The 24,156-nt window shown below is 46.8% G+C and carries 26 protein-coding genes; 16 read left to right on the plus strand and 10 right to left on the minus strand.

Annotated elements, in window-relative coordinates:
* Positions 1-168: 168 nt before the first annotated feature.
* From A6049_RS14140 to A6049_RS14170, 6 genes are all read left to right on the plus strand, one after another.
* A complete protein-coding gene (locus tag A6049_RS14140) occupies positions 169-552 on the plus strand; it encodes a nuclear transport factor 2 family protein (RefSeq protein ID WP_063565500.1) in 384 nt (127 codons plus the stop codon).
* Positions 553-1,006: 454 nt separating this feature from the next.
* On the plus strand, positions 1,007-1,489 hold the full coding sequence (locus tag A6049_RS14145; RefSeq protein WP_063565282.1) for a DinB family protein: 483 nt from the start codon (positions 1,007-1,009) through the stop codon (positions 1,487-1,489).
* Positions 1,490-1,507: 18 nt separating this feature from the next.
* Positions 1,508-1,936, plus strand: a complete 429-nt coding sequence (locus tag A6049_RS14150) for a GNAT family N-acetyltransferase (RefSeq protein WP_063565283.1) — start codon at positions 1,508-1,510, stop codon at positions 1,934-1,936.
* A 58-nt stretch (positions 1,937-1,994) separates the two neighbouring features.
* The gene (locus A6049_RS14155) at positions 1,995-2,858 is read left to right on the plus strand and encodes an aminoglycoside phosphotransferase family protein (protein ID WP_063565284.1); all 864 of its coding nucleotides are present in this window, start codon (positions 1,995-1,997) and stop codon (positions 2,856-2,858) included.
* 56 nt (positions 2,859-2,914) lie between these two features.
* Positions 2,915-3,262, plus strand: coding sequence for a hypothetical protein (locus A6049_RS14160; protein WP_095206095.1), 348 nt, complete (start codon positions 2,915-2,917; stop codon positions 3,260-3,262).
* 566 nt (positions 3,263-3,828) lie between these two features.
* Positions 3,829-4,380: a hypothetical protein gene (locus tag A6049_RS14170; RefSeq protein ID WP_063565286.1), complete on the plus strand. Its 552-nt coding sequence runs from the start codon at positions 3,829-3,831 to the stop codon at positions 4,378-4,380.
* Positions 4,381-4,502: 122 nt separating this feature from the next.
* Here the strand turns inward: A6049_RS14170 and A6049_RS14175 are convergent, their stop codons facing one another.
* Positions 4,503-5,570 (minus strand): ABC transporter substrate-binding protein, encoded by a 1,068-nt coding sequence (locus A6049_RS14175; RefSeq protein WP_063565287.1) that lies wholly within the window; start codon positions 5,568-5,570, stop codon positions 4,503-4,505.
* Between the two features lie 87 nt (positions 5,571-5,657).
* Positions 5,658-7,226 (minus strand): helix-turn-helix domain-containing protein, encoded by a 1,569-nt coding sequence (locus tag A6049_RS14180; protein ID WP_063565288.1) that lies wholly within the window; start codon positions 7,224-7,226, stop codon positions 5,658-5,660.
* Positions 7,227-7,647: 421 nt separating this feature from the next.
* Between A6049_RS14180 and A6049_RS14185 the strand changes: the two genes are divergently transcribed.
* On the plus strand, positions 7,648-8,757 hold the full coding sequence (locus tag A6049_RS14185) for an MFS transporter (RefSeq protein ID WP_095206117.1): 1,110 nt from the start codon (positions 7,648-7,650) through the stop codon (positions 8,755-8,757).
* Positions 8,758-8,774: 17 nt separating this feature from the next.
* On the opposite strand, the gene A6049_RS14190 is transcribed toward A6049_RS14185, so the two are convergent.
* Positions 8,775-9,215 carry an Lrp/AsnC family transcriptional regulator gene (locus A6049_RS14190; protein WP_063565290.1) on the minus strand — a complete coding sequence of 147 codons (441 nt, stop codon included), beginning with the start codon at positions 9,213-9,215 and terminating at the stop codon, positions 8,775-8,777.
* A 184-nt stretch (positions 9,216-9,399) separates the two neighbouring features.
* Here A6049_RS14190 and A6049_RS14195 point away from each other — a divergent pair, with 184 nt between their 5' ends.
* From A6049_RS14195 to A6049_RS14215, 6 genes are all read left to right on the plus strand, one after another.
* The gene (locus A6049_RS14195; RefSeq protein ID WP_240321398.1) at positions 9,400-10,560 is read left to right on the plus strand and encodes a serine hydrolase domain-containing protein; all 1,161 of its coding nucleotides are present in this window, start codon (positions 9,400-9,402) and stop codon (positions 10,558-10,560) included.
* Positions 10,561-10,651: 91 nt separating this feature from the next.
* Entirely contained in the window at positions 10,652-10,822 is a 171-nt protein-coding gene (locus A6049_RS33250) for a hypothetical protein (protein ID WP_161490584.1), read from the plus strand.
* 212 nt (positions 10,823-11,034) lie between these two features.
* Positions 11,035-11,304, plus strand: a complete 270-nt coding sequence (locus A6049_RS14200; RefSeq protein ID WP_063565292.1) for a hypothetical protein — start codon at positions 11,035-11,037, stop codon at positions 11,302-11,304.
* A gap of 127 nt (positions 11,305-11,431) precedes the next feature.
* Entirely contained in the window at positions 11,432-12,250 is an 819-nt protein-coding gene (locus A6049_RS14205; RefSeq protein WP_063565293.1) for a purine-nucleoside phosphorylase, read from the plus strand.
* A 184-nt stretch (positions 12,251-12,434) separates the two neighbouring features.
* Complete coding sequence (locus A6049_RS14210; protein ID WP_063565294.1) at positions 12,435-12,764, plus strand: GRAM domain-containing protein; 330 nt, start codon at positions 12,435-12,437, stop codon at positions 12,762-12,764.
* A 336-nt stretch (positions 12,765-13,100) separates the two neighbouring features.
* Positions 13,101-13,640, plus strand: a complete 540-nt coding sequence (locus A6049_RS14215; RefSeq protein WP_063565295.1) for an SMI1/KNR4 family protein — start codon at positions 13,101-13,103, stop codon at positions 13,638-13,640.
* A 112-nt stretch (positions 13,641-13,752) separates the two neighbouring features.
* Here the strand turns inward: A6049_RS14215 and A6049_RS14220 are convergent, their stop codons facing one another.
* The 6 genes from A6049_RS14220 to A6049_RS14245 form a co-directional block, all read right to left on the minus strand.
* A complete protein-coding gene (locus tag A6049_RS14220; RefSeq protein ID WP_095206098.1) occupies positions 13,753-14,031 on the minus strand; it encodes a DUF3899 domain-containing protein in 279 nt (92 codons plus the stop codon).
* Between the two features lie 111 nt (positions 14,032-14,142).
* Positions 14,143-15,801 carry a peptide ABC transporter substrate-binding protein gene (locus tag A6049_RS14225; protein WP_063565297.1) on the minus strand — a complete coding sequence of 553 codons (1,659 nt, stop codon included), beginning with the start codon at positions 15,799-15,801 and terminating at the stop codon, positions 14,143-14,145.
* Positions 15,802-15,833: 32 nt separating this feature from the next.
* Positions 15,834-16,790 carry an ABC transporter ATP-binding protein gene (locus A6049_RS14230; protein WP_063565298.1) on the minus strand — a complete coding sequence of 319 codons (957 nt, stop codon included), beginning with the start codon at positions 16,788-16,790 and terminating at the stop codon, positions 15,834-15,836.
* Positions 16,771-17,805, minus strand: coding sequence for an ABC transporter ATP-binding protein (locus A6049_RS14235; protein WP_063565299.1), 1,035 nt, complete (start codon positions 17,803-17,805; stop codon positions 16,771-16,773). Before A6049_RS14235 ends, A6049_RS14230 begins: the two co-directional genes overlap by 20 nt.
* A gap of 13 nt (positions 17,806-17,818) precedes the next feature.
* Positions 17,819-18,775 carry an ABC transporter permease gene (locus A6049_RS14240; protein WP_063565300.1) on the minus strand — a complete coding sequence of 319 codons (957 nt, stop codon included), beginning with the start codon at positions 18,773-18,775 and terminating at the stop codon, positions 17,819-17,821.
* Between the two features lies 1 nt (position 18,776).
* Positions 18,777-19,703 (minus strand): ABC transporter permease, encoded by a 927-nt coding sequence (locus tag A6049_RS14245; RefSeq protein ID WP_063565301.1) that lies wholly within the window; start codon positions 19,701-19,703, stop codon positions 18,777-18,779.
* A gap of 352 nt (positions 19,704-20,055) precedes the next feature.
* Here A6049_RS14245 and A6049_RS14250 point away from each other — a divergent pair, with 352 nt between their 5' ends.
* The 3 genes from A6049_RS14250 to A6049_RS14260 all read left to right on the plus strand — a co-directional run bounded on the left by A6049_RS14250 (position 20,056) and on the right by A6049_RS14260 (position 23,284).
* Positions 20,056-20,496, plus strand: a complete 441-nt coding sequence (locus A6049_RS14250) for a GNAT family N-acetyltransferase (protein ID WP_063565302.1) — start codon at positions 20,056-20,058, stop codon at positions 20,494-20,496.
* Positions 20,497-20,637: 141 nt separating this feature from the next.
* Positions 20,638-21,885, plus strand: a complete 1,248-nt coding sequence (locus A6049_RS14255; RefSeq protein ID WP_063565303.1) for an MFS transporter — start codon at positions 20,638-20,640, stop codon at positions 21,883-21,885.
* A 76-nt stretch (positions 21,886-21,961) separates the two neighbouring features.
* Complete coding sequence (locus A6049_RS14260) at positions 21,962-23,284, plus strand: LLM class flavin-dependent oxidoreductase (protein WP_063565304.1); 1,323 nt, start codon at positions 21,962-21,964, stop codon at positions 23,282-23,284.
* A 32-nt stretch (positions 23,285-23,316) separates the two neighbouring features.
* Here the strand turns inward: A6049_RS14260 and A6049_RS14265 are convergent, their stop codons facing one another.
* Positions 23,317-24,021, minus strand: a complete 705-nt coding sequence (locus tag A6049_RS14265) for a DUF6199 family natural product biosynthesis protein (protein WP_063565305.1) — start codon at positions 24,019-24,021, stop codon at positions 23,317-23,319.
* Between the last annotated feature and the right edge of the window lie 135 nt (positions 24,022-24,156).

Raw genomic sequence — 24,156 nt, forward strand, 5'->3', positions numbered from 1 at the left:
TGTATACCTTTAGGGACGATAGAGAAATGTAAAATTATATTAGAGTGATGATGCCTCTTTAAGTTATGGGGCAGGATAGTTGAAATATATGGTAATATTACATTGAGAATAAATTGCCTGGGTAAACAAGGGTATCATCTCTTTTATGTAAAGGAGAGGAGTATGGTTATGGTTAGTAAAGAAATAAGGGGCATAATTGAAAATTATCTTGAAGCATACAATTCATTTGAAATTGAAAGAATGGTCGAACTCTTACATAATGACATAATATTCAGTAATATTTCCAATGGAGAAACTACAACGGAGACCAGAGGAATACAAGCATTTAGGGAGTTGGCAGAACAGTCGTCAACGATGTTCTCTAGCCGTCGCCAGACAATTACCGATTACAGTGTTATAAATGACAAAGTAGAGGTAGGAATCGATTATGAAGGTATTCTTGCCGTAGATTTTCCTAATGGATTAAAGAGTGGGGATAAGCTGCAATTAAAAGGAAAGACAACATTCGAGATTAAGGAAGGAAAAATTTCTTTGATTGAAGATTACAGTTGAATACACTACACGTTTTTTAAGCTAACGGGTAACGTCAGTTCAAATGAGTATGGAGCAGCCGGCAGATAAGTAAGCGTAATGATTTACCCGTTTAGGAACCCCGATCAGCGCTGTGATTACGTAATGGATGCATAAGTTTCTAAAAGTTTTTGGAAGCATGACATTGGATTTTGGAAAACACCTTGAACATTCGGACAAAACTTTTGCCAATATGGAACTGATCAAAATACTTAAAAAGCATGATATATAAATTGAACTAAACATTTACACGAGAACGTAGAGGGCAGAAATAACCTGAAGAAGCGGAGCGTTCGCCTTTATCCCCGGATTTTCCCCTTTGAAAAAGGGATTCCAAAAAATCTGGGGATAACAGCGATCGGAAGGTTGTTCTGTCATCGGAGTGGCAAGTGTAAATATTTTTTAGTTCAATTATATAGAAAAGGAGAATAGCTAAATGGAATCTTTCTTTCGTTATAACTGGATCGTGCGTGAGCAATGGTTTCAGTGGTGTGAGGATGTACCGCTGGAAGAGCTGCTTCGACCTCGGACGGGGGGAGTAGGCAATATTTTGCAAACGTTTTTTCATATCATCGATGTAGAGTGGAGCTGGCTCCAAGTATTGCAGGGCAAACCGGATGGTATGGAGAATTTTGATAATTATAAAACACTGGAAGCCGTACGACAATTCGACCGCAAGCTGCGACCTGATGTGGAGGCATTTGTTCTATTCTGGGACCCCAGCATGGAAAAGAGACCTTGCATTGATCCCGAATTGGATAGCACCGTCGCCAAGGAATCGTGGGGAGAAGTGATGCGACACGTGATTGCTCATGAGATTCACCATATGGGGCAGTTATCGGTATGGTCCAGAGAACTGGACAAGAAGCCTGTGTCTGCCAATTTCATTGGTAAAGGACTTATTACACCTGATAACTAGAGTAGAAAAGGAGACACTATGATTCATTGCAGAGAAGCTAGAATTGGGGATGGCGAGGGGATTAGCCAATTATCCCATCAACTGGGTTACACCAGTACAACAGAAGAGATCATCGAAAGGTTGAATCGACTAAGCTCAATGACTGATCATTATGTTTGCGTAGCTGAGATCGATTCCCTTGTTGTGGGTTGGGGGCACGTACAGGGAAGATATTCTATCGAAAGTGTACCTTTTGCTGAGATTGGTGGCTTGGTTGTCGATGAGCATCATAGAGGTGCGGGAATTGGTAAAAAGATCATGAGCGAATGTGAGAAGTGGGCACGGATGAACGGGTTTAACAAGATTCGCGTGCGATCAAGCGGTAAAAGGGAAGCTGCGCATCGGTTCTATATTGCCATCGGATATAATGAGAAGAAGTGGCAGAAGGTTTTTGATAAATCATTATAAAGATCTATGGAGTATCAAATGCCGTTATTTCTAATTTCACAGAGAAGGGTCGGGCAAAATGAGGTTAACGCTGGAAAGTATCCACTGGGTCGAGTTGAGCGAAGAATTTCGCTGCCTGCTTGAAAAACCATACAAGATGCTTCCCCTGTCGCCGGGCTTGGAAGCAGACGTTGTGAAGATAGAATGTGCAGATCACTCTTATGTGTTAAAGACATGGAACAAGGACTCCAAACCCAATATTCGCAACCAGTATGAACTATTATCTGAACTATATGAGAGTGGAATACAAGTCTCCAAACCGTACGGGTGGGGCATGGATGTGGATTCTAATCAAGTCCTATTAACGAGTTATGACGGTGAGCCTATAGCCAAGTTAAGCAAAACCAAGTTGCAGCAATTGGCTCAAAAGTTAATTCAAGTCCATGGTTATGATGTAAAGGATACAGGTAACGCGGCTGCAAATTACATACCACAATATGATTTCGTTGGATATTTTTTTCCCTCCATTGAACTGCATGAGGATATGCATCAGATTCTGACGACCCTTCTTCAACGGACTGAGTTGAGGCAGGATCATTTGATCCACGGTGATTATAACCTGGGAAATATTCTGGAGGCAGGTGATCAATATGCGATCATCGATTGGACAAATGGGCAGCGTGGTGATCCCAGATACGATATGGCCTGGTCCATTTTTCTGATGACGATCTATACAGGGGAACGAAACGGTAAGATGTACAGTACTCTATTCAAAAGTCTGACGGAATACACACCAGACGATGTGGAGATTTTTGAAGCGATGGCTTGTTTGCGCTGGATCTTATTAAAGCGAGTGTCTAATGTTCCAATGGGGCCGGGTGTTATGCAGCGAGTTAAAAAGATTACTGGCAATAATTCATATTTAAATGATGAACTGCTGTAGTTCTGTCCTAAACTCTCCTTCGTTGCATACCTATGGTATAGAGGAGCGTGATAGGTATGGAACAGAAGGTGCAAACCTATTTTGAATTAAAACAGCAACAAAAAGAAATTGAACACCGTCTATCTGTGTTACGAGATGAGATTGTCGGGTATTGTGAGGAGCAGGGCGTCTATGAGACGCAAGTTGGCGGATACGCTGTGAAAACGGTGCTTCAGCACCGCAAGGAATATGATGATCAGAAGCTGTATGCTTCCCTTCCCGATCCGGACATCTGGCGACTTCTGTCCAAGGTGGACAGTCATAAGCTGAAAAGCCTGATCAAACTGAACATACTGACTGAGGAGCAGATTAGTCCAGCTTGTACGGTGAAGCCGGTAACATTATTACAGGTGGACAAGTTGTAACCCTTCACACGCCATTACAGATTAACCATTCTATGATCGTCATCACAAAGCACCTTCCAGGGCATATTGCTCTGCTGTCATCATCGACGGAATACGGAGGTGTTTTTGTTTTTTTGCGTGGAAGCAAAAACTGGCCTTTGTATATTCGATCAGCAGCTCAGCCAAAGAAGCCGTTCTGGAGTAACATTAAGGAGAGCAATCATGGGCTCCTTGTCATTCGCTCATATTTGCAAATGCTCCCCGAGGAGCTGATTAAACCGGTCACGAGGTGACCGTTTTTTTTGTTGTATGCAAAGTTGTGTGCCAATTTCAGCTATGCGTTTTAAGTCATTTGTAAGCATAGGCCTGATTCCGTGCCTTAATGAAAGTAAGCGAATTGCTTTGAACCGTTATGCGAGTAGTTTATATGTTATAATTTTTAATTAATTCATATGCCATCTTTGATTAGGAGGGGAGAATGAAGATTTGAAGATTTTCCCATCCCTGTCCATATTCAAGGGAATGAAGATCAGGAAGAGACAGTATATCTTCATAAGTTGTAGACCGATGAGTTGAGGAGATGGACTATGAGGAAAAAAATCATTTCGATCGTGCTTGCCATCTGGGTATTGATGATTGTGATCAGTGTGGTTCTTCTGTTTCTGCCCAGAACGATCCATCTTGATGGTGTGGGTGTAAAGTATCGGCTGGGGGGAGAAGACAACAGGGAACCAGAGCAAACGGTTCATATCAAGATGGATGGCAAGCGTTATCTAACGACCTCGGGTGATTACATATTCAAAGGAACCATTGATATTGGAGGTGAGCCTTTCCCTGTACCCGAAGATCAAAAGATGCTCAAAATTCGTTTTCATAAAGGATACGGATCGATGGAGTACATCATTTTTGAAAATGGGAAAACGGATATCTTCCTATACGGAACACTATTCGTAGATCGTGCATTCAGCAAACTCACCATCGCCATTTCCGAGGAGGATTCGAACGAAGAGCAGAACAGTAAAAGCTGGAGCGCCGAAGATGGGCTTATGCTCTCGATGCCTGCAACGAATCGTTCCGAAGCTATTCAGCTCTCTAATGAACTGATGGAAACCTATCTCGGGGGCTATACATTAAAATGAGAAACAAAATCATAAACATAAACATAAACAGGCATGCATTTACGTTGAGGGCCTTCCCCCTTCATGTAAACGACATGCCTGTTTTTTTTTATTTATGCTGCAAATCTCTAGTCATCTTGCGTTCAGTTTCCAAGCAAAGCTTGTTCTACTTCATCCAGAACCTGACCATAGGCAATCGGTCCAAATCCAGCTACCCAGACCGTGTTGTCCACCATGTAGACCTGGTTACTTTTCACAGCTTTCAGGCCTTTCCAGACTGCATTGTCACGCAGCTTAGTGAGCGCTTGTTCGTTATCTGCTTCACTACCGGAGATGATCATGAAAATACGATCCGGATTCAATTCAGGCAACAATTCGAGCGACACATTCTCAATAACTTCATTCATGACGATGCCTGCTTTGGCAAGATCAGGTGCATGGAGTCCGGCTATATCGTACAGCAGGTTCGGAGAATAGAAGGCGTCAGGTGATTTGTCACTTGGAGCAAATACCTGAATCTGCTTATCGGTCAAACGAAAAATCAGAATGGTGTCATCCGCGGCATCGCTGGCAGCAACCTTGGTGCCCAGATCCTTCGCCTTTTGATACAACTGATCCACGATTTCGTCTGCCTCTTTTTCTTTGCCTAATACTTTGGCTGTGTCCTTGAACCATTCAAGCGAATTGCTGAAGTAGCTACTCATATAGACTGGTCCAATTGCGCTGATTGCGTCGTATTCATCAACAAGTACTTCATTGGACAGAATGAGATCCGGCTCTGTGTCTAGAAGTGCTTCCTTGTTGAATTCATTAACTGAACCGAGTGGAATGACGCCTTCGAGCTTGTCCTTCAGATAGGCAGGCATCTCCTGACCGACTTGGGTCACCATGGCGTATGGTTTCATGCCCAATGCCACGAGGTGATCGGCATACGCATAGGTCAAGCCAGCGATACGCTTGGGTTCAGCAGGAATATCAACAGGACCCTTAATACCCTCAACGGTGCGTGTCTCTGTACTGATTGCCTCGTTATCCGACGATGAGGTGCCGTTGGTGCTCTCTGTTGACTCACTGGTTGTGGAAGTGGATTCACCCGTAGAAGCTTGTTCGGCCTTGGAGCACCCGGCAACCAGAATAAGCAGCAGCATTAGCATGATGCTTGCCTTCAAATTGGTTTTGAATCCACGTTTGTTTCTTCTATCTGTATTCATATGTGCATGTTCCCCTTTACTGATTATCATTCTCAATTACTAGTATAGGAGAGAAGATTCCGTGCGTCGAGGCACAAAAGGAACCATTCACATGCACGATAGTGACCGAAGGCGCTCGGGAATTTCACGTAATAACAGATCATGCGAGAAGGCATTATAGCTACCGAGTACATAATTCATCTGATCCAAATAAACCCGCCCCCGCTTCACCGCTTCCCGCGCTTTCCACCAGGGTGAGTTCAACCATCTCTGCTGCTCGGCATCACTGACCGAAGGGTGGAACACTAGCATGATGTAATCGGCGTCCAGATCGTCCATTTTCCAATCCTCAGCAATATAGTGGCTCTGCTGTTCATGGATCTGGGAAGGGGTGGACAATTGCAGATCCTGATACAGGACCGCACCCATATGGCGGTAGCCGGCAACAAAACAATCCTGACTTCGAACGAGTAACGACACGATTGAAGCAGAGCCAATCTGCTGACGAAGATGGGTTGCAGCCTGATGGGATTTCTCATCATATTCATCCAGCCAGCTGCAAGCTTGTTGATTTCGTCCGGTAGCCTCAGCAATTTCGAGGAACTGACTGCGCCAGTCCTGGGATTGAAAAGCAATCGTCTGTGTAGGTGCAATCTGGTGCAACTGCTGAACATGTGCCTCGTCTGCATATTCACTGGTCAGAATCAGATCCGGTTCAGCCCGGAGCAATGTAGTTGAATCGGGCGTATCCCCTTCATATGCATTCATGAAAAGCGTATGATCCAGCAAAGAGGTTTCGGCTTTGAAAGAAGGACCCGTTGCGGCGCAAGGCTCCAGTCCCAGTGCTAGCAGATGACCTGTATATTGATTATTCATGGCGGCCACCCTGATCTGGCGTGGATTTGAATGAATATAGACGGTGGGCGAGAGGCCCACGGTTTTTTTGAATATACGACTGAAGTATAAAGGGTTGTTATAACCCACTTGAGCGGCTACATCCTGTATGGAGCTTTGTTGCCTGGTGAGCAGCCGTTTGGCATGATGCATTCGAATGTCGGTCAGATATTCTTGCGGACTTTTACCCACGTTTTTCTTGAAAAAACGGGAGTAGTACCCCTCGGAGAAACCTGCCCGTTCGGCAAGCTGTTGGCGTGTAATCGGCGTCTGATAGTTCTGCTCCATGTAACGCAGCGCATCCAGTACAAGACTGGCCGAGTCATAATCGGAGGTGGATTCAAGCCGTTCTCCTACATCTGCGACCCATTGCAGAAATTGTCCTTGGATACGAATCTGCTGCCAATGATTATACTTCTGCCAGAGTATATGCAGTTCTTTGATTAACTCGCGTTCATGGGATTGCAGAATACCCACACGGTTATGCTCAAAAAGGGGAGGGAGAATAAGAGCCTCTTCGGAATCCTCTCTATTCGAGACTTGCCCCTCGATCTCCAACGCGATGATGCGTAATGGATCTGCGGAAGTCTGTCTAATCTGCAGCTGCTTGCCATCCTGGAGAAAAATAAAATGCCCTGCCTTGAGATCGCGATGCTGACGATTCACGGTCAGACAGATCTCTCCATCCTCCAGCAGCAATAACAGTTGTCCTTCTGTATGTGTGAACGGGTTGCCGTTAGAGGGCAGCCTGGTGTGGTGCTCAATGGATGTAAGATTGTACATTGGCATATCCCTCTCTATGAAGCCGATTTGAGTATGTGTTAAAAGGCATTAAAGTCAAAGCCTATGTATTATCTTATCATTCTAGCGAGTAACAGAAATGCTATCAATCATCTTCGTCATCTTCGATGTTCCCTTCGTTGTTCTCCCATCCTCTTTAATGATCCAGTACGCGATGATAATTGCTTTAATAGCGTTTACATTGAAATTCGAAGTGAAACACCGAAATTAAATGGATTATCCTTATAAAACGCTCGATCTGCCGTTGATTATGTATGCCAAATGTGGGTTCGATTTTATAAGCTTATTCTGTAGGCCACACCCTTCTGGACTATACAAAAATAAAGGATAAAGGAGAGTTTTTGTGAACGCGAACACAATCGCAAAAGAACGCCTTCCCTGGTCAGCTCTACTCGCTTTGGCCATGGCTGGATTTATATGCATTCTTACAGAAAGCCTGCCGGCGGGGCTGCTGCCGCAAATAGCGAAAGATCTGAATATCAAAGAAGGTTTGGCTGGACAGCTCGTCACTTTGTATGCGGTGGGATCTCTTTTGGCGGCAATTCCTCTGACGACAGCAACTCGTGGATGGAGACGCAGGCCGCTGCTGCTATTATGCATCTTCGGTTTTCTGATTTTCAATACGATTACGGCCGTATCTTCAGTATATGGTTTGACCCTTGCTGCACGCTTCATGGCGGGTGTATCTGCTGGAGTGTTGTGGGGGATGACTGCAGGTTACGCACGCCGGATGGTTTCAGACTCGCTAAAGGGAAAAGCGATGGCTGTCGCCATGGTGGGAACACCGCTCGCCCTTGCATTGGGCGTTCCCTTGGGAACCTTTTTGGGCAATTACGCAGGATGGCGTCTTATTTTTGGAACAGTCTCATTATTGACGGTAGTGCTTGTATTGTGGGTGCTCTGGAAAGTACCTGACTATGAGGGGGAGCCTGCACGTCATCAGCTTGCGCTTCATCGGATTTTTGTTATACCGGGGGTTCGTCCCATATTGTTTGTTGTTCTGACCTGGGTACTGGCCCATAACATTCTGTACACGTATATCTCACCTTATCTGGGCGAGACGATGCTGTCCGAAAGGGTGGACCTGGTTCTGATGATCTTTGGAGTGACTTCGGTAATCGGTATATGGATTGTTGGACTGTTGATTGACCGTTACATGAGATTATTGATTCTGGTTAACCTTGTTCTATTTGCGCTGGCCTCGCTGGTGATGGGGATCTTTATCCATCAACCGATAATGATCATTCTGGGAGTAGTCGCTTGGGGGCTTACATTTGGCGGAGCGGCTACGTTATTACAGACTGCAATTGCGCAGGCCGGAGGCAAAAGTGCCGATGTTGCCCAATCCATGCTGGTGACAGCATGGAACCTGGGGATCGGAGGGGGAGGGATCGTCGGAGCTATCCTGCTGGACCAGACAGGCGCTCGTTTCCTGCCCATTTCCCTGATCCTGTTGATCGTTATGGCCTTACTCGTCGCCTGGTCCGCCAGTAAAGATGGTTTCCCAAGATAGGTTATTGAACAGAACATTTACACCGGATTCGTTCCTTCGATGAGATTTTTGGTTGCAATAGGTGAGGACATCGCGATGAGGGTGGTGTAGGTACCGTATTGATCGCATCGGTCTCCAAATGCTTCAAGACCAGCAATCGAATCTGTCATGATCTTCAACAGGTAATTATGCTCTCCGCTCACGCGATGACATTCGATCACTTCGGGTGACGAACGGCAGAAATCAAGAAAGGCATGACAATCCCGTGTGCGAAAAAGAAGATAGGAAGTACTCGACCTCCCTATTTTCTGCGGGGAAATGATAGTACGGTACTCTTCGATTACACCGCTTTCTTCTAGACGCTTCACGCGTTCCGTTACGGCGGGTTGAGATAAACCGACCAGCTTGCCCAATTCCGTCATGGATAGCCTTGCCTGGTTTTGCAAATGAAAGAGGATATTAGTATCGATTTGGTCCATAAGATGGCCTCCTTTTAAATTATAGGAAATGTTTTATAAATGCCTTTATATTCATCGCAGATTAAAGCAGATAACTTGGTTGTTTTATGTAATATGGATGAGATCATTTATATAATAAGCACACTTACTTAAATAATCAAGCACGTGGCACATGGAGGGGAAGAGTAAGATGGGAGACAGAAATATGAAGTTTAATCCTGCATTTGTAGAAGAAGTGATTCACCGTACGTTGGCAGAAAAAAGAATTGTGGGTTCCGTTGTTCAGATTGCGTGGAAAGGGGAAGTGGTCTATAACAGCGCGGATGGCCTCGCCGATCGAGATCAGAACAGACGCATGCAAGAAAATGCACTGTTCAGGTATGCTTCTGTAACCAAACCGATTGTATCCACAGCCGCCATGGTATTGATATCTCAGGGTAAATTAAAGCTGGATGACCCGGTTATGAAATGGCTGCCTGAATTCCGTCCCGAACAGCCAAATGGGGAAGTGGCCTCCATAACGGTTCATCACCTGATGACACATACAGCGGGGTTAACGTATCGTTTTTTCCAGGAGAACGGGGGAACTTACGAACTTGCCGGAGTATCAGATGGGATGGATATCGCTGGCATTACGCTGGAAGAAAATTTGCAGAGGATTGCTTCTGCTCCACTGCTGTATGAGCCCGGGAAGATGTGGAGATATTCGATTGCAACAGATGTACTCGGTGCAGTTATTGAGAAAGTGACCGGGCTGACACTGCGAGAGGCCGTACAACTGCTCGTGACTCATCCGCTGGGCATGAAGGATACAGATTTTGTCGCTGTGCACTCGGAGAGAATGACAGCTGCCTATGCGGACAGTTCCAACAGTTCGGGGCAAACTCGTCGCTTGCGCGATGAGGACCATGTACCTTTTATTGAAGGAACGGCAGGCTTCCAACTCGCACCCGAAAGATACCTTGATCCATCGGCCTATCTTTCGGGTGGTGCGGGCATGATAGGAAGTGCAGGAGACTTTCTAGCATTGCTTGAAACGCTGCGTCAAGGTGGAGGTTCGCTTCTTCCTAAAGCGCTGGTCGCCGAAATGACGACTAATCAGATTGGCGATCTGGAGATGCCTTATTGGCCGGGAAGAGGATTTGGGCTGGGATTCACGGTGCTGAAAGATCCGGTTGAGGCGGGTACTTTGGAATCTATTGGGACGTGGCGCATGGGTGGAACCTATGGTCACTCGTGGTTTGTTGATCCAACAGAAGAACTGAGCGTTGTCGCATTTACGAATACGGCTCTGGAGGGCATGTCAGGCAGATTCACAACTGAACTTTGCGAGGCGGTCTATGAGGGGATTGAGCGAAAGAGATAAGTTGTATTATGGATTTATATGGAAAATTATGATAAGGTAGAGCAGCAGATCACAGTGAAATCTAAATTTGATTCCGAAATGAGATGAGAAGATGGATCGCATCCGCAATTACCTGTTTGTTTTCGCAGGCAATTTTCTAGCTGCCTATATGATCTTTCCTGAAAGAACCATTGGTAAATCCGTGATGTTTGCTGCACTGCTGCTGTTGCTGTTCATGGGGATGGATTTCATGAAAAGCAAAAATCAGCATTCGCTAGAGTAGCAGTAAGCCAGCTTATCATTACATGTCAGTATGGAATATCTTATCCGTATTTAATAATGGGGCCGATTCTCGACAGAGGATCGGTTTTTTGTGTACAGTTGAAGCATGAATGGCCTGAATGTTGGTCAAGCCAGAAGGCAGGGAGCGTTTTTCATATGATCCGAAACCAATTTAATCAATGGGCCAGGTGTCAGGTAGAACGGCTGCAATAGTTGGGTATCTCGACGGAGCAGGCCAAACAGGGGGACGTTGATGAACAACTTATCCCAGATCCTTCAACCGGATTCGTTCATGAGTCCGTGTATGCCATCGGCCAGGTGACGTTCTGGGCATCAAAACAAATGGAATATGAGGTTGTGAACATCGAGACGGAAGAACTTCTTTTATGGGAGTATGTGGAAAACGTAGAGGATGACGAACCTGATTTTGATGAGATTTTGAGACCATATTTCGACGTGTTACAGTCAGGGCTCAAACTTTAACCTGCTTTGGGGAGGAGAGGCAGAGTCCACTTTATCCGGCTCCCATTTACTTGATCACAAATGTTCATTACACTTGGTTTATAGTACTTACTTAATCCAAACTCAGATGTTCAGGGGGAATATATTTATGCATCAATCCGCACATATTCAGGAAGCCAGAGATTACATATTAAACCGTATTAATAACAAGCCTGTCGTGGGTATGATTCTGGGATCAGGGCTGGGAGCGCTCGCGGACGAGATCGAGAATGCTACCGTCATTCCATATACGGACATTCCTTATTTTGCTCAATCCGAGGCGATTGGTCATGCTAACGAATTGGTCATCGGAGAATTGATGGGCAAGACTGTCGTAGCTATGAAAGGACGCCTTCATTATTATGAAGGATTTTCGCTGGATGAAGTAACGTTCCCGGTTCGGATTATGAAAGCACTGGGTGTCGAGCAGTTGATTATCACCAATGCTTGTGGAGCGATCAATACCAGCTTCGAACCTGGACAGCTTATGTTGATTACCGATCATATCAATCTGGTAGGCAACAATCCGCTGATGGGGCCGAATAATGCAGAGCTGGGCGTGCGCTTCCCTGACGTGTCACAGGTATATAATCGTGAACTTCGCAGTATCGCCCTGAAGGTAGCGGAGGAGCAGAATGTTGGCTTGCAGCAAGGGGTATATGCATGGTGGAGCGGTCCGGCGTATGAGACTCCAGCAGAGATTCGCATGATTCGTACGATGGGCGCGGATGCTGTGGGTATGTCGACGGTACCTGAAGCGATTGTAGCCATTCATGGCGGGATGAAAGTACTGGGCATTTCCTGTCTGACCAATATGGCCTGCGGCATTCTGGATCAGCCGTTAAGTCATGATGAAGTGATTGAAGTCGCGGCAAAAGTGAAAACAACCTTCATCGGACTGGTTAAAGGTATTCTGAAAGAGATGTAATCTGTAATCGAGAGGAAGCTCTTCTTTCAAAGCACTAATATATTAAGCATTGTCCAAGACGGAGTGATTCCGTTGGGCAGTGCTTTTTTTACAAATGAACATGTGCAAAATATTCCTATATCGGTCAAAACGACCTATAATAATAGAGATTCAAGCTATAGGCTGAAAAAGGAGACTGATAGAAATGGAAGAATTGGGCCCCCATGAACACGTCATTTTTGAGAGGATTCATGCAAACTGGTTAAGAGGTTTTGAAGGAGTAGGAGGAAAGCTTTTTCTAACTAATGAACGATTAGTTTTTATTCCTCATGGTCTGAATTTTCAGACGGAATGGGTTCAAATCGAGATCTGGGCTATGACTAAGATTGAGAAAAGTGCGACATGGGGACTAATCCCTAACGGAATTACCATTACATTAGACAGTGGACATGTCTTCAAGTTTGTTGTCTGGAATCGTTCTAAGATCATCAAGGAGATTGTACAAGCCAAGAGAATGAATAACGAAATAATGTAAGTTTCAGATGAAGTACATAAACCAAAAAATGTGGGATAATAAAGTGAACGGATTCTGCTCTGGACAGATGAATTTATTAAATCCTCACAGATTAATCATGCATTGAAATCTATATAGACAATATTAATAACATGATATGCACTAAAAAGGCTATACAATGGGCACTGTCTATACGGAATTAATCCGTTGGGCGGTGCTTTTTGATTTGGCAAAATGATGGGATTAACAAGATCGTCATGCACTCCCTTGTATTTCCTATCTCTGATATCGTACAGTTAGATTTTCTATATCATTAGACTAGACAATCTATAAAGCGTACAAGAAGGAGGATGTAGAATGATCAAGCAAGCAGAACTGCTGTGGCAACGTATTATTGCAAAAGGGACGGTAGCAAATGCAGATTTTGAGGTAGCACTGAATCTTCAACCTGGTGCGAGCGATGAAGATTTTCGATCCGTAGAAAACGAACTTGGCGTGACCTTGCCTGAAGAGATGAAGGCTCTGTATCGTGTGCATAACGGACAAGCCTGGAATGTTGGCGTAGATTCCTTTGTTCGTACCCTGACATTGTCACCTCTGGATCAGGTGAAGGAGAACTGGGCCTTTTTGCAGGAAGAATTCGATTCGGACGAGATGGAGCCCGAGATTGAGGATGATGCCATTAAGCCAGTACTGTGGAACTGCAAATGGATTCCGATTGCAGAAAATGGCGGTGGGGATTATCTATGTCTGGACACAGACCCATCAAGTTCTGGAACCGTGGGACAGGTATTGTACTTTTGGCATGATTGGGGACATCGGTCGGTTGAGGCTAAGGGATTATTTGATTTTATTCGGAAATGTATAGCAGAGGACGAATCGAACGATTCCGCTTAATCATTAGGCAGAAGAAAGAAATTTCCGTGTAAAATAGTGGCGTAGAAAAATAAATCGCTCCCTGGAGTGCAGGCATCAAGCCGCACCAGAGAGCGATTCTTTTATGTTGGATTTAGTAGGATACGGGCCAGAGCAACAGCAGTGAACATAGAATCAGACCTGAACCGCCGCCCAAGGTATAGACCGTGAGCTGGCGGAGTAAGGACTTTTTCCAGAACGGCAGAGCTGTCTGGGTGCGAATCCGTTCATTTTCCCGTTGCAGGGCGTTCGATTCTCTGACAAACATGCGCTTGAGATCACCGAATCCTTGCAGAAAGGGGTTCATGAACCCAGTCTGCAGCACATGGATTGCTGTTCCGGCCAAGAGACATATCAGACCGGCGACAAACAGCTGGTCTGAACCTTCATGTAGGCCACCGGAAGCCGCCTAGTATTCCGCAGAAGTCCAGCAGATAGGCGGCCAGAGCCGTTATCAGACCGGCCAGAGCGTAACGGATAAACATTACTCGGCTACCCGCTTGGTGAAGCGGAGATCCGGGTTGGAACGAGTGTCAAAGATAACGCCCTCAATACTAGGACTAATCAATGCAGTGTCGGCAGAGAAGAGGATCGGTATAATTGGCAGTTCGTCCATTAGAATGGCCTCGGCTTGATGCAGCTCTTCAAACCGTTTAACTGGATCAAGCTCAAACGTGGATTCACTGATCAGCTTGTCGTATTCAGGATTGCTCCAGTTGGTGAAGTTGTTGGAGTTCTTCGATGTGTAGTGTTCCAGCACACCCAGCGGATCGAGGAAGTTTCCTTCCCAGCCCATACGTGCGACTTGGAAATTCTTTTGCTTGAAGGTATCGATGTAAGTTTTCCATTCTTGATTCTCCAAGTTGACTTCAATACCCAGATTAGTTTTGAGCATTTCCTGAATGGCTTCGGCTACTTTTTTATGTTTGTCGGACGTATTGTATTTGAAGGTAACTGTCGGGAGTGCAGACAAGCCTTCTTCCTTCAATCCTTCCGCCAGCAATTCTTTGGCTTTTGCCGGATCGTACGCATAATATTGGGTTGGCGCCTCTTCCCGGAAATCTTTGCCGGATGGTGCTGTTACGCCGTAAGGGACATATCCGAAAGCTGGTGTTTCACCGCCCTTGGTTACACTTGTCGTCAACGCTTCACGATCAAGTGCATAAGCTAGGGCCTGTCTGATCTTTTTGTTCGTGAAAGGTTTTTCCTCCACATTGAAGGAGTAGGTATATACGCTGAACGAAGGATGGGACAGGAACTCGGCATTGTTCCGCTCCTGATCAAGCGTATCCACTGGTAGGGAGAGGATCAGGTCAAGCTCACCCGTTTTGAACAGTTGATAGTACGTGTTGGAGTCCTGAACCATTTTGAAATGGATGGTATCCATTGTGATGTTGGATTTATCCCAGTATTGATCATTTTTGGCCAGTGTAATTTGTTCATTGTGTTTCCATTCCTTAGCAATGTAAGGACCGTTACCTACAATCGTATCGGCTTCTGCTGCCCACTTCTCATTGTTGTCCACAACGGAAGCTTGAACCGGCAGATAAGCATGGCCAACGACAATGGTTGGGAAGAAGGCCAGCGGAGATTTCAGCTCAACCACCAGTGTATGGTCATCTTTGGCTGTCACACCGACATCCTCAGCTTTTCCTTTTCCCGTGTTATAAGCTTCTGCACCCTTAATGTAATACAGAGAAGAGGGGTCGTAAGCGGCAGTGGCAGGGTTCAATACACGTTTCCAAGAGTATTCAAAATCCTTGGCAGTTACAGGTTCGTTATTCGACCATTTTGCATCGTCGCGGATAGTGAACGTGTAAGTTTTACCGTCCGGTGATACATCGACTTTGCTTGCTGCCCCTTCAACGATTTTGCCTGATTTGTCGTATGTATACAGTCCCTCATACAGATTATCAATCACCCAGTAGGATGTTGTGTCAGATGCCAGTGCAGGGTCCAGTGTGTATGGTTCTCCACCGGCCAGATTTGTGTTCAGTACTTGCTCAACGTTTGCCGCTGCTGCCTGATTGTCCGGTTTTGAAGCAGTGGCACCATTGTCAGTTGTCGAACTGGAGCATGCGCTCAAGGCAACGGATGCTGCGAGCAAGAGAGAGACGGTCCAGTTCGTTTTTGTTTTGTTCATTTGTTCATTCCTCCATTAATGATTAATTCGTGTTATTCGTAAAGATGACATGCTACCCAGTGTCCTTTTTCGACCTCCCTTCCGGCAGGCATGCGGTTTGCGCAAACATCCATCGCGGCAAAACATCGTTGATGAAACGGACAGCCCGCCGGGGGATGAATGGGACTGGGCGGATTCCCTTGAAGCCGAATACGCTCCCTTTGCCCTTTTAAACGGGGATGTGCGGCGGGAATGGCCGACAGCAGCGCCTGAGTGTAGGGGTGGAGCGGATTAGCAAACAGATCGTCCCGTCCGGACAGTTCCATCATTTTACCCAGGTACATGACTCCGATCCGGTCGCTGATATGCTTCACCATAGCCAGATCATGCGCGATAAATAGATACGTCAGTTCCTCTTCGCGCTGCAGGTCCTTCAGCAAATTGACGATCTGTGCCTGAATGGACACATCCAGCGCGGAAATGGGTTCATCGGCTACGATGAAACGTGGCTTGACGGCAAGTGCCCGGGCAATCCCGATGCGCTGGCGCTGTCCTCCACTGAATTCATGGGGGAAGCGGTGGGCATGATCCGGGTGAAGCCCGACGCGCAGCAACAAGTCTGCGATGATGTCTTTTCGCGCTTTTCCTCGAGCCAGCTTGTAAGCATCCAGCCCCTCAGCGATAATATCTCCGATGCGAAGCCGCGGGTTAAGCGAAGCGTGCGGGTCCTGAAAGATCATCTGCAGATGGCGGTTCAACTCCCGCTTCTCACGCGGTTTGGCCTGTCCGGTATCTTGTCCGTTAAACAAAATCTGTCCTTCCGTAGCTTTCAGCAGCCCCACGATGGTTCGACCTAGTGTAGATTTGCCGCTGCCGCTCTCGCCGACAAGCCCGAGTGTCTCTCCCCGACGGATGTTCAGGCTGATGCCGTCAACCGATTTGACGGTCAGATTGGACGGGCCGTGAAAATGCTTCTTCACATTGCGAATTTCAATTATAGATTCGGTCATGCTCATTCCTTTCTGCCGGGATACGGTCATCCACTCGAGGAGCTCGAGGATCGTTTAGCCAGCATCTGGCACTGTGTTTTGATGAAAATATGGTTGCATCAGGCATTTCCGTCAAACAGATATCCATCGTGTGCGGACATCGGTCTGCGAACGGACAGCCAGGCGGGAGCGCAGCAATATCCGGGGGCGAGCCCTCAATAGGAATTAGCCTGTCATGTTCTGTATCATCCAGTCGCGGGGTGGACTGGAGCAGTCCCCACGTATATGGATGGCGTGGCCGATCAAAGATATCCTCCACCGTGCCGGTCTCCACAATGGTGCCTGCATACATGACAGCAACGCGGTGAGCCACTTCGGCGACAACGCCCAGGTCATGGGTAATCAGCAAAATTGAACTGCCCGTTTGCTGCTGTAGGCTGCTTAGAATATCCAGAATCTGCGCCTGAATGGTAACGTCGAGAGCGGTCGTTGGCTCATCGGCGATCAGAAGCTTGGGATCACAGGCAAGTGCCATCGCAATGGCAACCCGCTGACGCATTCCGCCGCTAAATTCATGAGGATATTGATGATAGCGGCTTGGTGCATCAGGAATACCCACGAGGTTTAGCAGTTCTACAGATCTGGCCCGGGCATCTTTTGGCGATAGTTTGCGGTGCTTGCGAAGTCCCTCGCCGATCTGAATACCGACCTTCATCGTTGGATTCAGAGAAGACATGGGGTCCTGGAACACCATGCTGATCTCGGAGCCTCGGATTCGGCGCATGGCTTTAGCGGATAATCCGCTGATAACCCGCCCCTCAAAGCGGATTTCGCCGCTGCGAATACGGCCGTTTGGTGACGAGAACATCCCCATCAGGGAACGGGCGGTTACGCTTTTTCCACTCCCACTTTCACCGACGATGGCAAGTGTCTCTCCTTCATCGACGTGAAAAGAAACATCTCTTACAGCTTCAAGTTCTTTATCACGTGTGGCAAAGGAGACCTTCAAATGATTGACCTCCAGTAAATGACTCATGGTGTGAACCTCCTTAACGGTTGGAGCGCGGATCAAAAGCATCCTGCAGCCCATCACCGAAAGCGTTAAATGCAAACATGGTGAGCGAGATCATTAGACCGGGAAATAACAGTCTCCACCATTGTCCACTCAGAATGACCCCAAGCGAATCGTTGGCCATCGTCCCCAAGCTAGCGATGGGTGACTGGATACCGAGTCCTAAAAAGCTCAGAAAGGATTCGGAGAAAATAGCCGATGGAATCGTGAAGGTCAGGTTGACGATAATGATTCCAGCCGCGTTGGGCAGCAGGTGCCTGAAAATGATCTTGGCATGGGATGTGCCGAGCTTCTGCGCTGCAAGCACGTATTCCTGTTGTTTCAATTGCAGGATCTGACCTCGGACGACGCGGGCCATCCCAACCCAACCAGTAATGGACAGGGCAATAATCATCGTTAACAATCCCGGTTTCATAACGACAAGAAGTAGGATGATAACCAGCAAATACGGGATACTGTACAAAATTTCAATGATTCGCATCAAAAGGCTGTCGATTCGATCTCCTGTCCGTCCCTGTCCGGCGCAGTAACCGGCGATTCCGCCAATCAGGACGCCAAGCACGAGGTCTATGGCTGCGGCTGTAAAGCCAATCAGCAGGGATATACGAGCTCCTGACCAGGTACGGGCCCACATATCCCGTCCGAGATCATCCGTGCCAAACCAGTGATCAGCGGAGGGTGGCAAATTGGTCTTGAGCAGGGACTGTGAGCTTGGCGAGTAGGGAACCAGTAACGGACCTACCAGAGCCAGCGCAATAATGACAACGAGCAACAACAAACCAAGCAAGGATAATCGATGACGAAAAATACTGTATGTACGTTGCTTCCATAAGGGAAGACCCGGGCTGGATATGCGGTTCGCACTCAATCGGCTTCGATCTGCCGGTGTGAAGCGAGGGTCCGATGTAATGGGGTCTGTAGTTGTAGCTTTCATGCTAATCTCCTTTGCTGGAAAGCTTGATTCTCGGATCGACGATCCGGTACGACAGGTCGATCAGGAAGAGGGTTACGACCAGAATGACACTGTAAAAGATCGTCGTTCCCATGATGACCGGGTAATCACGGTTGAAGATGCTGTCCACAAAATATTTGCCGATTCCCGGAATGGCAAATATCTTCTCAATTACGAAGGTGCCGGTGATTACGGAGGCGAAGAGCGGCCCGATAAAAGATAATACCGGAATGAGCGCGTTTCGCATTCCGTGCCGGATGACGACTGACCAGGTAGATAATCCTTTGGCTTCTGCTGTTCTTATGTATTCCTGCTGCAGCACATCCAGCATGCTGGTCCGCATGAAGCGAGCGATGACAGCCAGTGGTGTTACCGACAAAGCCAGCGAGGGCAGTATCGTATGCTGCCAGGTTCCCCAGGATGCAACGGGGAAGAGCCTCCATTGGACAGCCGCATATTTAATGAGCAGCGGTGCAAGAATGAAGCTCGGGACGGATATCCCGATGATGGCAATGAACATGGATATGTAGTCCAGCGGCCTTTTGTGGAACAGGGCGGCAACCGTGCCCAGTGCAATGCCTGCAATCAGTGCAATGACAATGGACTGGATGCCAAGAAGGGCGGAGGGCGGAAACCCTCGTGCGATCAATGTGTTGACATCGGTCGTTTTGGACTGGATGGAGGGTCCCAGATCCAGTACCAGCAAATTTTTCAAATACAGTGCATACTGGACAGCAAGCGGTTCATCCAGATGGTATCTTGCACGCATATTTTGCAGGACAGCTTCAGGTATCGTTTTGGAATCGTTAGAAAAAGGGTCTCCAGGGATCATGTGCATGATTAGAAAGGTCAGCGTCACAATGATCCAGAGCGTCAAAAGCATGGTGAAAAAGCGTTTAACAATATACATGATGCAAATCTCCTGTTCTGTTTCTCTAAGCACTCTTCCCATTTAATCTACTACTGTTCAATTAATAATCGCACAGAAATGCACACATTCGATGTAGAATGCGAGAAACTATTAAAAGCTGATAAGAATACTAGGTATATTAAAGTGGTTTGCATATATTGTCAACATAGGTTGTCAGGTTTTTCGCCTTGGAAAACGCTCAGAACATAAAAATAGCTTGCTTTTTCCTGTATAATTGGGGTCGAATGAATTTATTAAATCCCCATAGACCAATGATCCACCGAATCCAATATAGACAATCTGAATAGCTAGAATACAGAATAAAATAATCGAAGAAAAAGGAGTCTTTCCAATGATCCAAATCACCATGCGTCAATCCAAGCAGGCAGATCAGGAGCACCTTGCTGAGTTGCGAGCTGTGGTTCTATATGATGATTTAAACAGGTTGAAAAGGTACGATGAGGTGAAGGTCCGTGAACGTTTCCGTAATACATTTGACCCTGTCCACACGTGGATTATTGAGGTCGAGGGTGCACTGGTGGGGTGTGTAGCGTTGAAGCCCAAGTCAGAGGAGATGCTACTTGAGCATTTCTATATTCATCCCGATTATCAGGGTCAACAAATAGGAACTCAAGTGCTGAATATGCTGCTGAAACGGGATGAGGTCCGGGGCAAACTTGTTACTTTAAATGTATTGCAGGGCAGTCCGGCTAGGCGTTTGTATGAGCGCTTTGGGTTTGTTTTGGACAGTGAAGATGAGGTGGATGTGTTCATGTCCGTTCAAGTGCACTAATTGTTACGGTCAAAATAGCAGCATCTAACAGACCCATTCATTTAATTCTTGAATGGGTCTATTGAACTTTTCTATTATACTTTCCAGTGACGGTATCCTAATATGGATAATAACCTACTTTTTATATAGGAATTATATAGTATGGAGAATACCAAGATGCCGCATTGGAAGCGAAATCTGTATATTCTGTGGTTTGGCCTATTTTTTAATCATATGGCTTACACCTTGTCTGTGCCGTTCTTTCCGCTGTTTCTGCAAAATGATCTCGGTATTCAGAGCGGATTGGAAGTCTGGTCCGGCATTTCGATCTCGATCAGCTTTCTGATCAGCGGACTATGTGCTCCTTTCTGGGGCTCGCTGGCTGACAGATATGGAAGCAAACTGATGCTGATTCGTTCGGGCGTTGGCCTCGCCATTGCTCATCTGGCTAACTATTTCGTTTATGATCCTTACACGTTTATCGCTGTGCGGATATTTCAAGGACTCATGGCCGGCTTCAATCCTGCATCTATTACGTTGGTCGGCACCAATACACCAGAGAAGCATGTAGGTTATGCGCTTGGTGTCATCTCTACATCCACGGCTGCCGGAGGCATTCTGGGACCGCTTGTGGGTGGAGTACTAAGCCATTGGATCGGGCTGCGCGGATGCTTTATCGCATCGGGAATCATTACGCTGCTCTCGGCTGTGATGGTGATATGGGTAAAAGAAGCCCGCGGCCCCCGCACTGTGGTTCGCACAAGTATTCTGGGTGATCTGAAAAAAGCTGCCTCCACTCCGGGATTAATGCGGATCTATGGTTTGATTTTACTCGTTTCAACTTCCGTGCTCATTATTGAACCTGTATTGACGCTTTATGTGGTCCAGATTGGTGGAGACGTTAGTAGTGCAACACTTAGTGCAGGAATCGTCTTCTCAGCCATCGGCGTGGCAACGGTAATAATGGGGCCGCGCTGGGGACGGATTGGTGGGAAAATCGGATACGAGAAAACGCTGTTTATCGGCCTGCTGGGCGGCGGCATTGGTAGTTTACTGCAACTGACGGCGTATAACCTCATTTATTTTGGAAGTCTGCGATTTGTCTACGGTCTGTTCTTTGCTGCCGTGTATCCGGCCTTGAATGCGTTAATCATCAAATATGCTGACCGTGATTTCCGGGGAAGGGCTGTCAGTCTGAGTCAGACTGCAAATCAATTCGGTATTGTACTCGGCCCGTTACTCGGCGGTTTTCTGGGCGGATGGACGGGGATTCCTTTTATTTTTCTCCTAACGGGCATTGTCCTTCTGGGAGCAGCCTGGACAGTCCGGGTAAGCGAAAGGAACGAGGCGAATAAACCGGGATTGGGCATGGCAGCAGCAGAAGCAGGCGGAAACAGCATAAAGAAATGATGAAATGATCCTCAGAGAAAAAAAGGTACTTGGACTGAATTAAATGGTCATCACTACAACATAGGGAGGAATCAATATGTCACAACGACGATTGAGATTGGGAGCAAACTTGAATGGAGTGGGAAATAGCATCTCTTTTTGGCGACACCCGGATATTCCGATCAATGCCAGCGTAAATCTGGATTTCTACAGGAAACAGGCGATTAAGGCGGAGGAAGGGAAATTCGATCTTCTCTTTATTGCCGACGGCCTCTTTATTAACGAGAAATCCAACCCGCATTTTCTGAATCGTTTTGAACCGTTAACCCTGCTCTCCGTTCTCGCAGGAGCAACCTCACACATCGGGCTGGTCGCGACGTTGTCCACCTCATATAGTGAACCGTTCACAGTGGCAAGACAATTTGCTTCCCTGGACCATATTAGTGGAGGACGAGCCGGATGGAATGTAGTCACTTCGCCACTGGAAGGCTCAGCGCTGAATTTTGGCAAAGGTGAACATCCGAACCACGCGCTGCGCTACGAAATTGCAGAAGAACATCTGAATGTGGTCAAAGGGCTGTGGGATTCATGGGAGGATGACGCGTTTATCGGGGATAAAGAGAACGGTGTTTTCTTCGATTCATCCAAACTGCATACGCTGAACCACAAGGGAGATCACTTCTCCGTTCAGGGTCCACTCAATGTGGCGCGTTCGGAGCAGGGACATCCGGTCGTTTTCCAGGCAGGTTCTTCCGAATCCGGCAAGGATCTGGCGGCCCGATCGGCCGATGCTGTATACACGGGGCATGAGACGTTGGAGGAAGCTCAGGAGTTCTATTCGGATGTGAAAGCAAGAGCGGTGGCTTATGGTCGTAAGGCAGAAGATATTCTGATCTTCCCTGGCATCGGTCCCATTGTGGGCAGAACGGAGGAAGAAGCGGAGCGCAAGTACCAGGAGATCGCGGAGTTGGTCAGTATTGACCAGGCACTGAACTATTTGGGCCGATACTTCGATCATTATGACTTCGCCCAATTCCCATTGGATGAGCCCTTCCCCGAGATTGGTGATTTGGGAAGTAATAGCTTCCGCAGTACAACAGACAAGATCAAGCAGCAGGCACGAGAACAGGGACTGACCCTCCGCCAAGTGGCATTGCTTGCATCGACGCCTCGCACTTCTTTTATCGGTACACCGGATCAGATCGCTGATCAGATTCAGGAGTGGTTCGAAGGCGAAGCTGCGGACGGTTTCAATATTCGCACAGTTGTGCCGAACGGACTCGCGGACTTCGTGGACCTGGTCGTACCTGTCTTACAAGAGCGAGGCCTGTTCCGTACCGAGTATGAGCATGAGACACTGCGCGGTAATCTGGGGCTTGAGATTCCACGCAATCGATATACATTGGAGACGGTAAAATAAATCAATTATCGCACATCGAACTTGTTTCCAGTTCAGAATGCTTTAAAAGCGATCCAGACAGCCCCTATCATAACGACAATCCCGCATACCTTGCTCAAAAAGTAATCAAAGTCGCTAGGCTCGACATCGTTCGCCCAGAACGAACGAAGTGAGAGGTAGAAAAGGAAGTTTTGAAATTTTTGATAACGGAAGCTGCACCATCCAAATATCACTGCGGCTAATGCGAGAAACAGATAACCTGGAGCACCACGAGTGTAATGATATTCTGGGTAAGCGGCTGTTACAAGCGTTGCAGGAGAGAATTGTTCTTCCCCATCCTGAAGTACTCTTTGACTGCCAACGTACAAGAAGACCTCGGAAACGCTATTGCCTTTTGCATCAAAACTTATTAATTGTCCGGAATGATCTTGGACTTCATACTTGTTCCCGTTAGGATATATCAACTTATACGTTGTACTGAATGCAGAATCAATTTTCGTGATGATATATTGCTGATGATTGATGTAAACAGTCCGTTCCTGATGATCAAGGCGTACTTGAATAGGATCTGCCGTTCCGCTGCGATAAGTCATTAGATTACCTTGTTCAATATCCAATGTGTACTTGTTGTTCTCAACATGGAAAATCGGCTCTGTGAAATAAGGTCTGGACAGGATCGCGATGATTACGGACAGGACCAGAACGCATGAAAAGAAAATGAAGGTGGGGGACTTCATTTTTTTGAGTGACTCTCCCATATAAAAGCCATCCTTTCCATTTAGTTCTATAATACGTCATTAAGAAGCACAGGTTGCGATCTCCGTTACTGCCTGAATAACGACCGGATAACTACAACACGAAGAAACCAGCAATTCGCCCATCATCTGGGGACT

The organism is Paenibacillus sp. O199 (assembly GCF_001636635.1).
Taxonomy (GTDB): Bacteria; Bacillota; Bacilli; order Paenibacillales; family Paenibacillaceae; genus Paenibacillus; species Paenibacillus marchantiae.

Coding starts and splice junctions, on each gene's coding strand:
- A6049_RS14225 (WP_063565297.1), bottom strand. CDS start 15,801: ATGAACAAAACAAAAACGAACTGGACCGTCTCTCTCTTGCTCGCAGCA.
- A6049_RS14255 (WP_063565303.1), top strand. CDS start 20,638: ATGGAGAATACCAAGATGCCGCATTGGAAGCGAAATCTGTATATTCTG.
- A6049_RS14215 (WP_063565295.1), top strand. CDS start 13,101: ATGATCAAGCAAGCAGAACTGCTGTGGCAACGTATTATTGCAAAAGGG.
- A6049_RS14155 (WP_063565284.1), top strand. CDS start 1,995: ATGAGGTTAACGCTGGAAAGTATCCACTGGGTCGAGTTGAGCGAAGAA.
- A6049_RS14250 (WP_063565302.1), top strand. CDS start 20,056: ATGATCCAAATCACCATGCGTCAATCCAAGCAGGCAGATCAGGAGCAC.
- A6049_RS14185 (WP_095206117.1), top strand. CDS start 7,648: ATGGCTGGATTTATATGCATTCTTACAGAAAGCCTGCCGGCGGGGCTG.
- A6049_RS14170 (WP_063565286.1), top strand. CDS start 3,829: ATGAGGAAAAAAATCATTTCGATCGTGCTTGCCATCTGGGTATTGATG.
- A6049_RS14195 (WP_240321398.1), top strand. CDS start 9,400: ATGAAGTTTAATCCTGCATTTGTAGAAGAAGTGATTCACCGTACGTTG.
- A6049_RS14240 (WP_063565300.1), bottom strand. CDS start 18,775: ATGAAAGCTACAACTACAGACCCCATTACATCGGACCCTCGCTTCACA.
- A6049_RS14265 (WP_063565305.1), bottom strand. CDS start 24,021: ATGGGAGAGTCACTCAAAAAAATGAAGTCCCCCACCTTCATTTTCTTT.
- A6049_RS14175 (WP_063565287.1), bottom strand. CDS start 5,570: ATGAATACAGATAGAAGAAACAAACGTGGATTCAAAACCAATTTGAAG.
- A6049_RS14190 (WP_063565290.1), bottom strand. CDS start 9,215: ATGGACCAAATCGATACTAATATCCTCTTTCATTTGCAAAACCAGGCA.
- A6049_RS14230 (WP_063565298.1), bottom strand. CDS start 16,790: ATGACCGAATCTATAATTGAAATTCGCAATGTGAAGAAGCATTTTCAC.
- A6049_RS14205 (WP_063565293.1), top strand. CDS start 11,432: ATGCATCAATCCGCACATATTCAGGAAGCCAGAGATTACATATTAAAC.
- A6049_RS33250 (WP_161490584.1), top strand. CDS start 10,652: ATGGATCGCATCCGCAATTACCTGTTTGTTTTCGCAGGCAATTTTCTA.
- A6049_RS14260 (WP_063565304.1), top strand. CDS start 21,962: ATGTCACAACGACGATTGAGATTGGGAGCAAACTTGAATGGAGTGGGA.
- A6049_RS14150 (WP_063565283.1), top strand. CDS start 1,508: ATGATTCATTGCAGAGAAGCTAGAATTGGGGATGGCGAGGGGATTAGC.
- A6049_RS14235 (WP_063565299.1), bottom strand. CDS start 17,805: ATGAGTCATTTACTGGAGGTCAATCATTTGAAGGTCTCCTTTGCCACA.
- A6049_RS14210 (WP_063565294.1), top strand. CDS start 12,435: ATGGAAGAATTGGGCCCCCATGAACACGTCATTTTTGAGAGGATTCAT.
- A6049_RS14245 (WP_063565301.1), bottom strand. CDS start 19,703: ATGTATATTGTTAAACGCTTTTTCACCATGCTTTTGACGCTCTGGATC.
- A6049_RS14180 (WP_063565288.1), bottom strand. CDS start 7,226: ATGTACAATCTTACATCCATTGAGCACCACACCAGGCTGCCCTCTAAC.
- A6049_RS14140 (WP_063565500.1), top strand. CDS start 169: ATGGTTAGTAAAGAAATAAGGGGCATAATTGAAAATTATCTTGAAGCA.
- A6049_RS14145 (WP_063565282.1), top strand. CDS start 1,007: ATGGAATCTTTCTTTCGTTATAACTGGATCGTGCGTGAGCAATGGTTT.
- A6049_RS14160 (WP_095206095.1), top strand. CDS start 2,915: ATGGAACAGAAGGTGCAAACCTATTTTGAATTAAAACAGCAACAAAAA.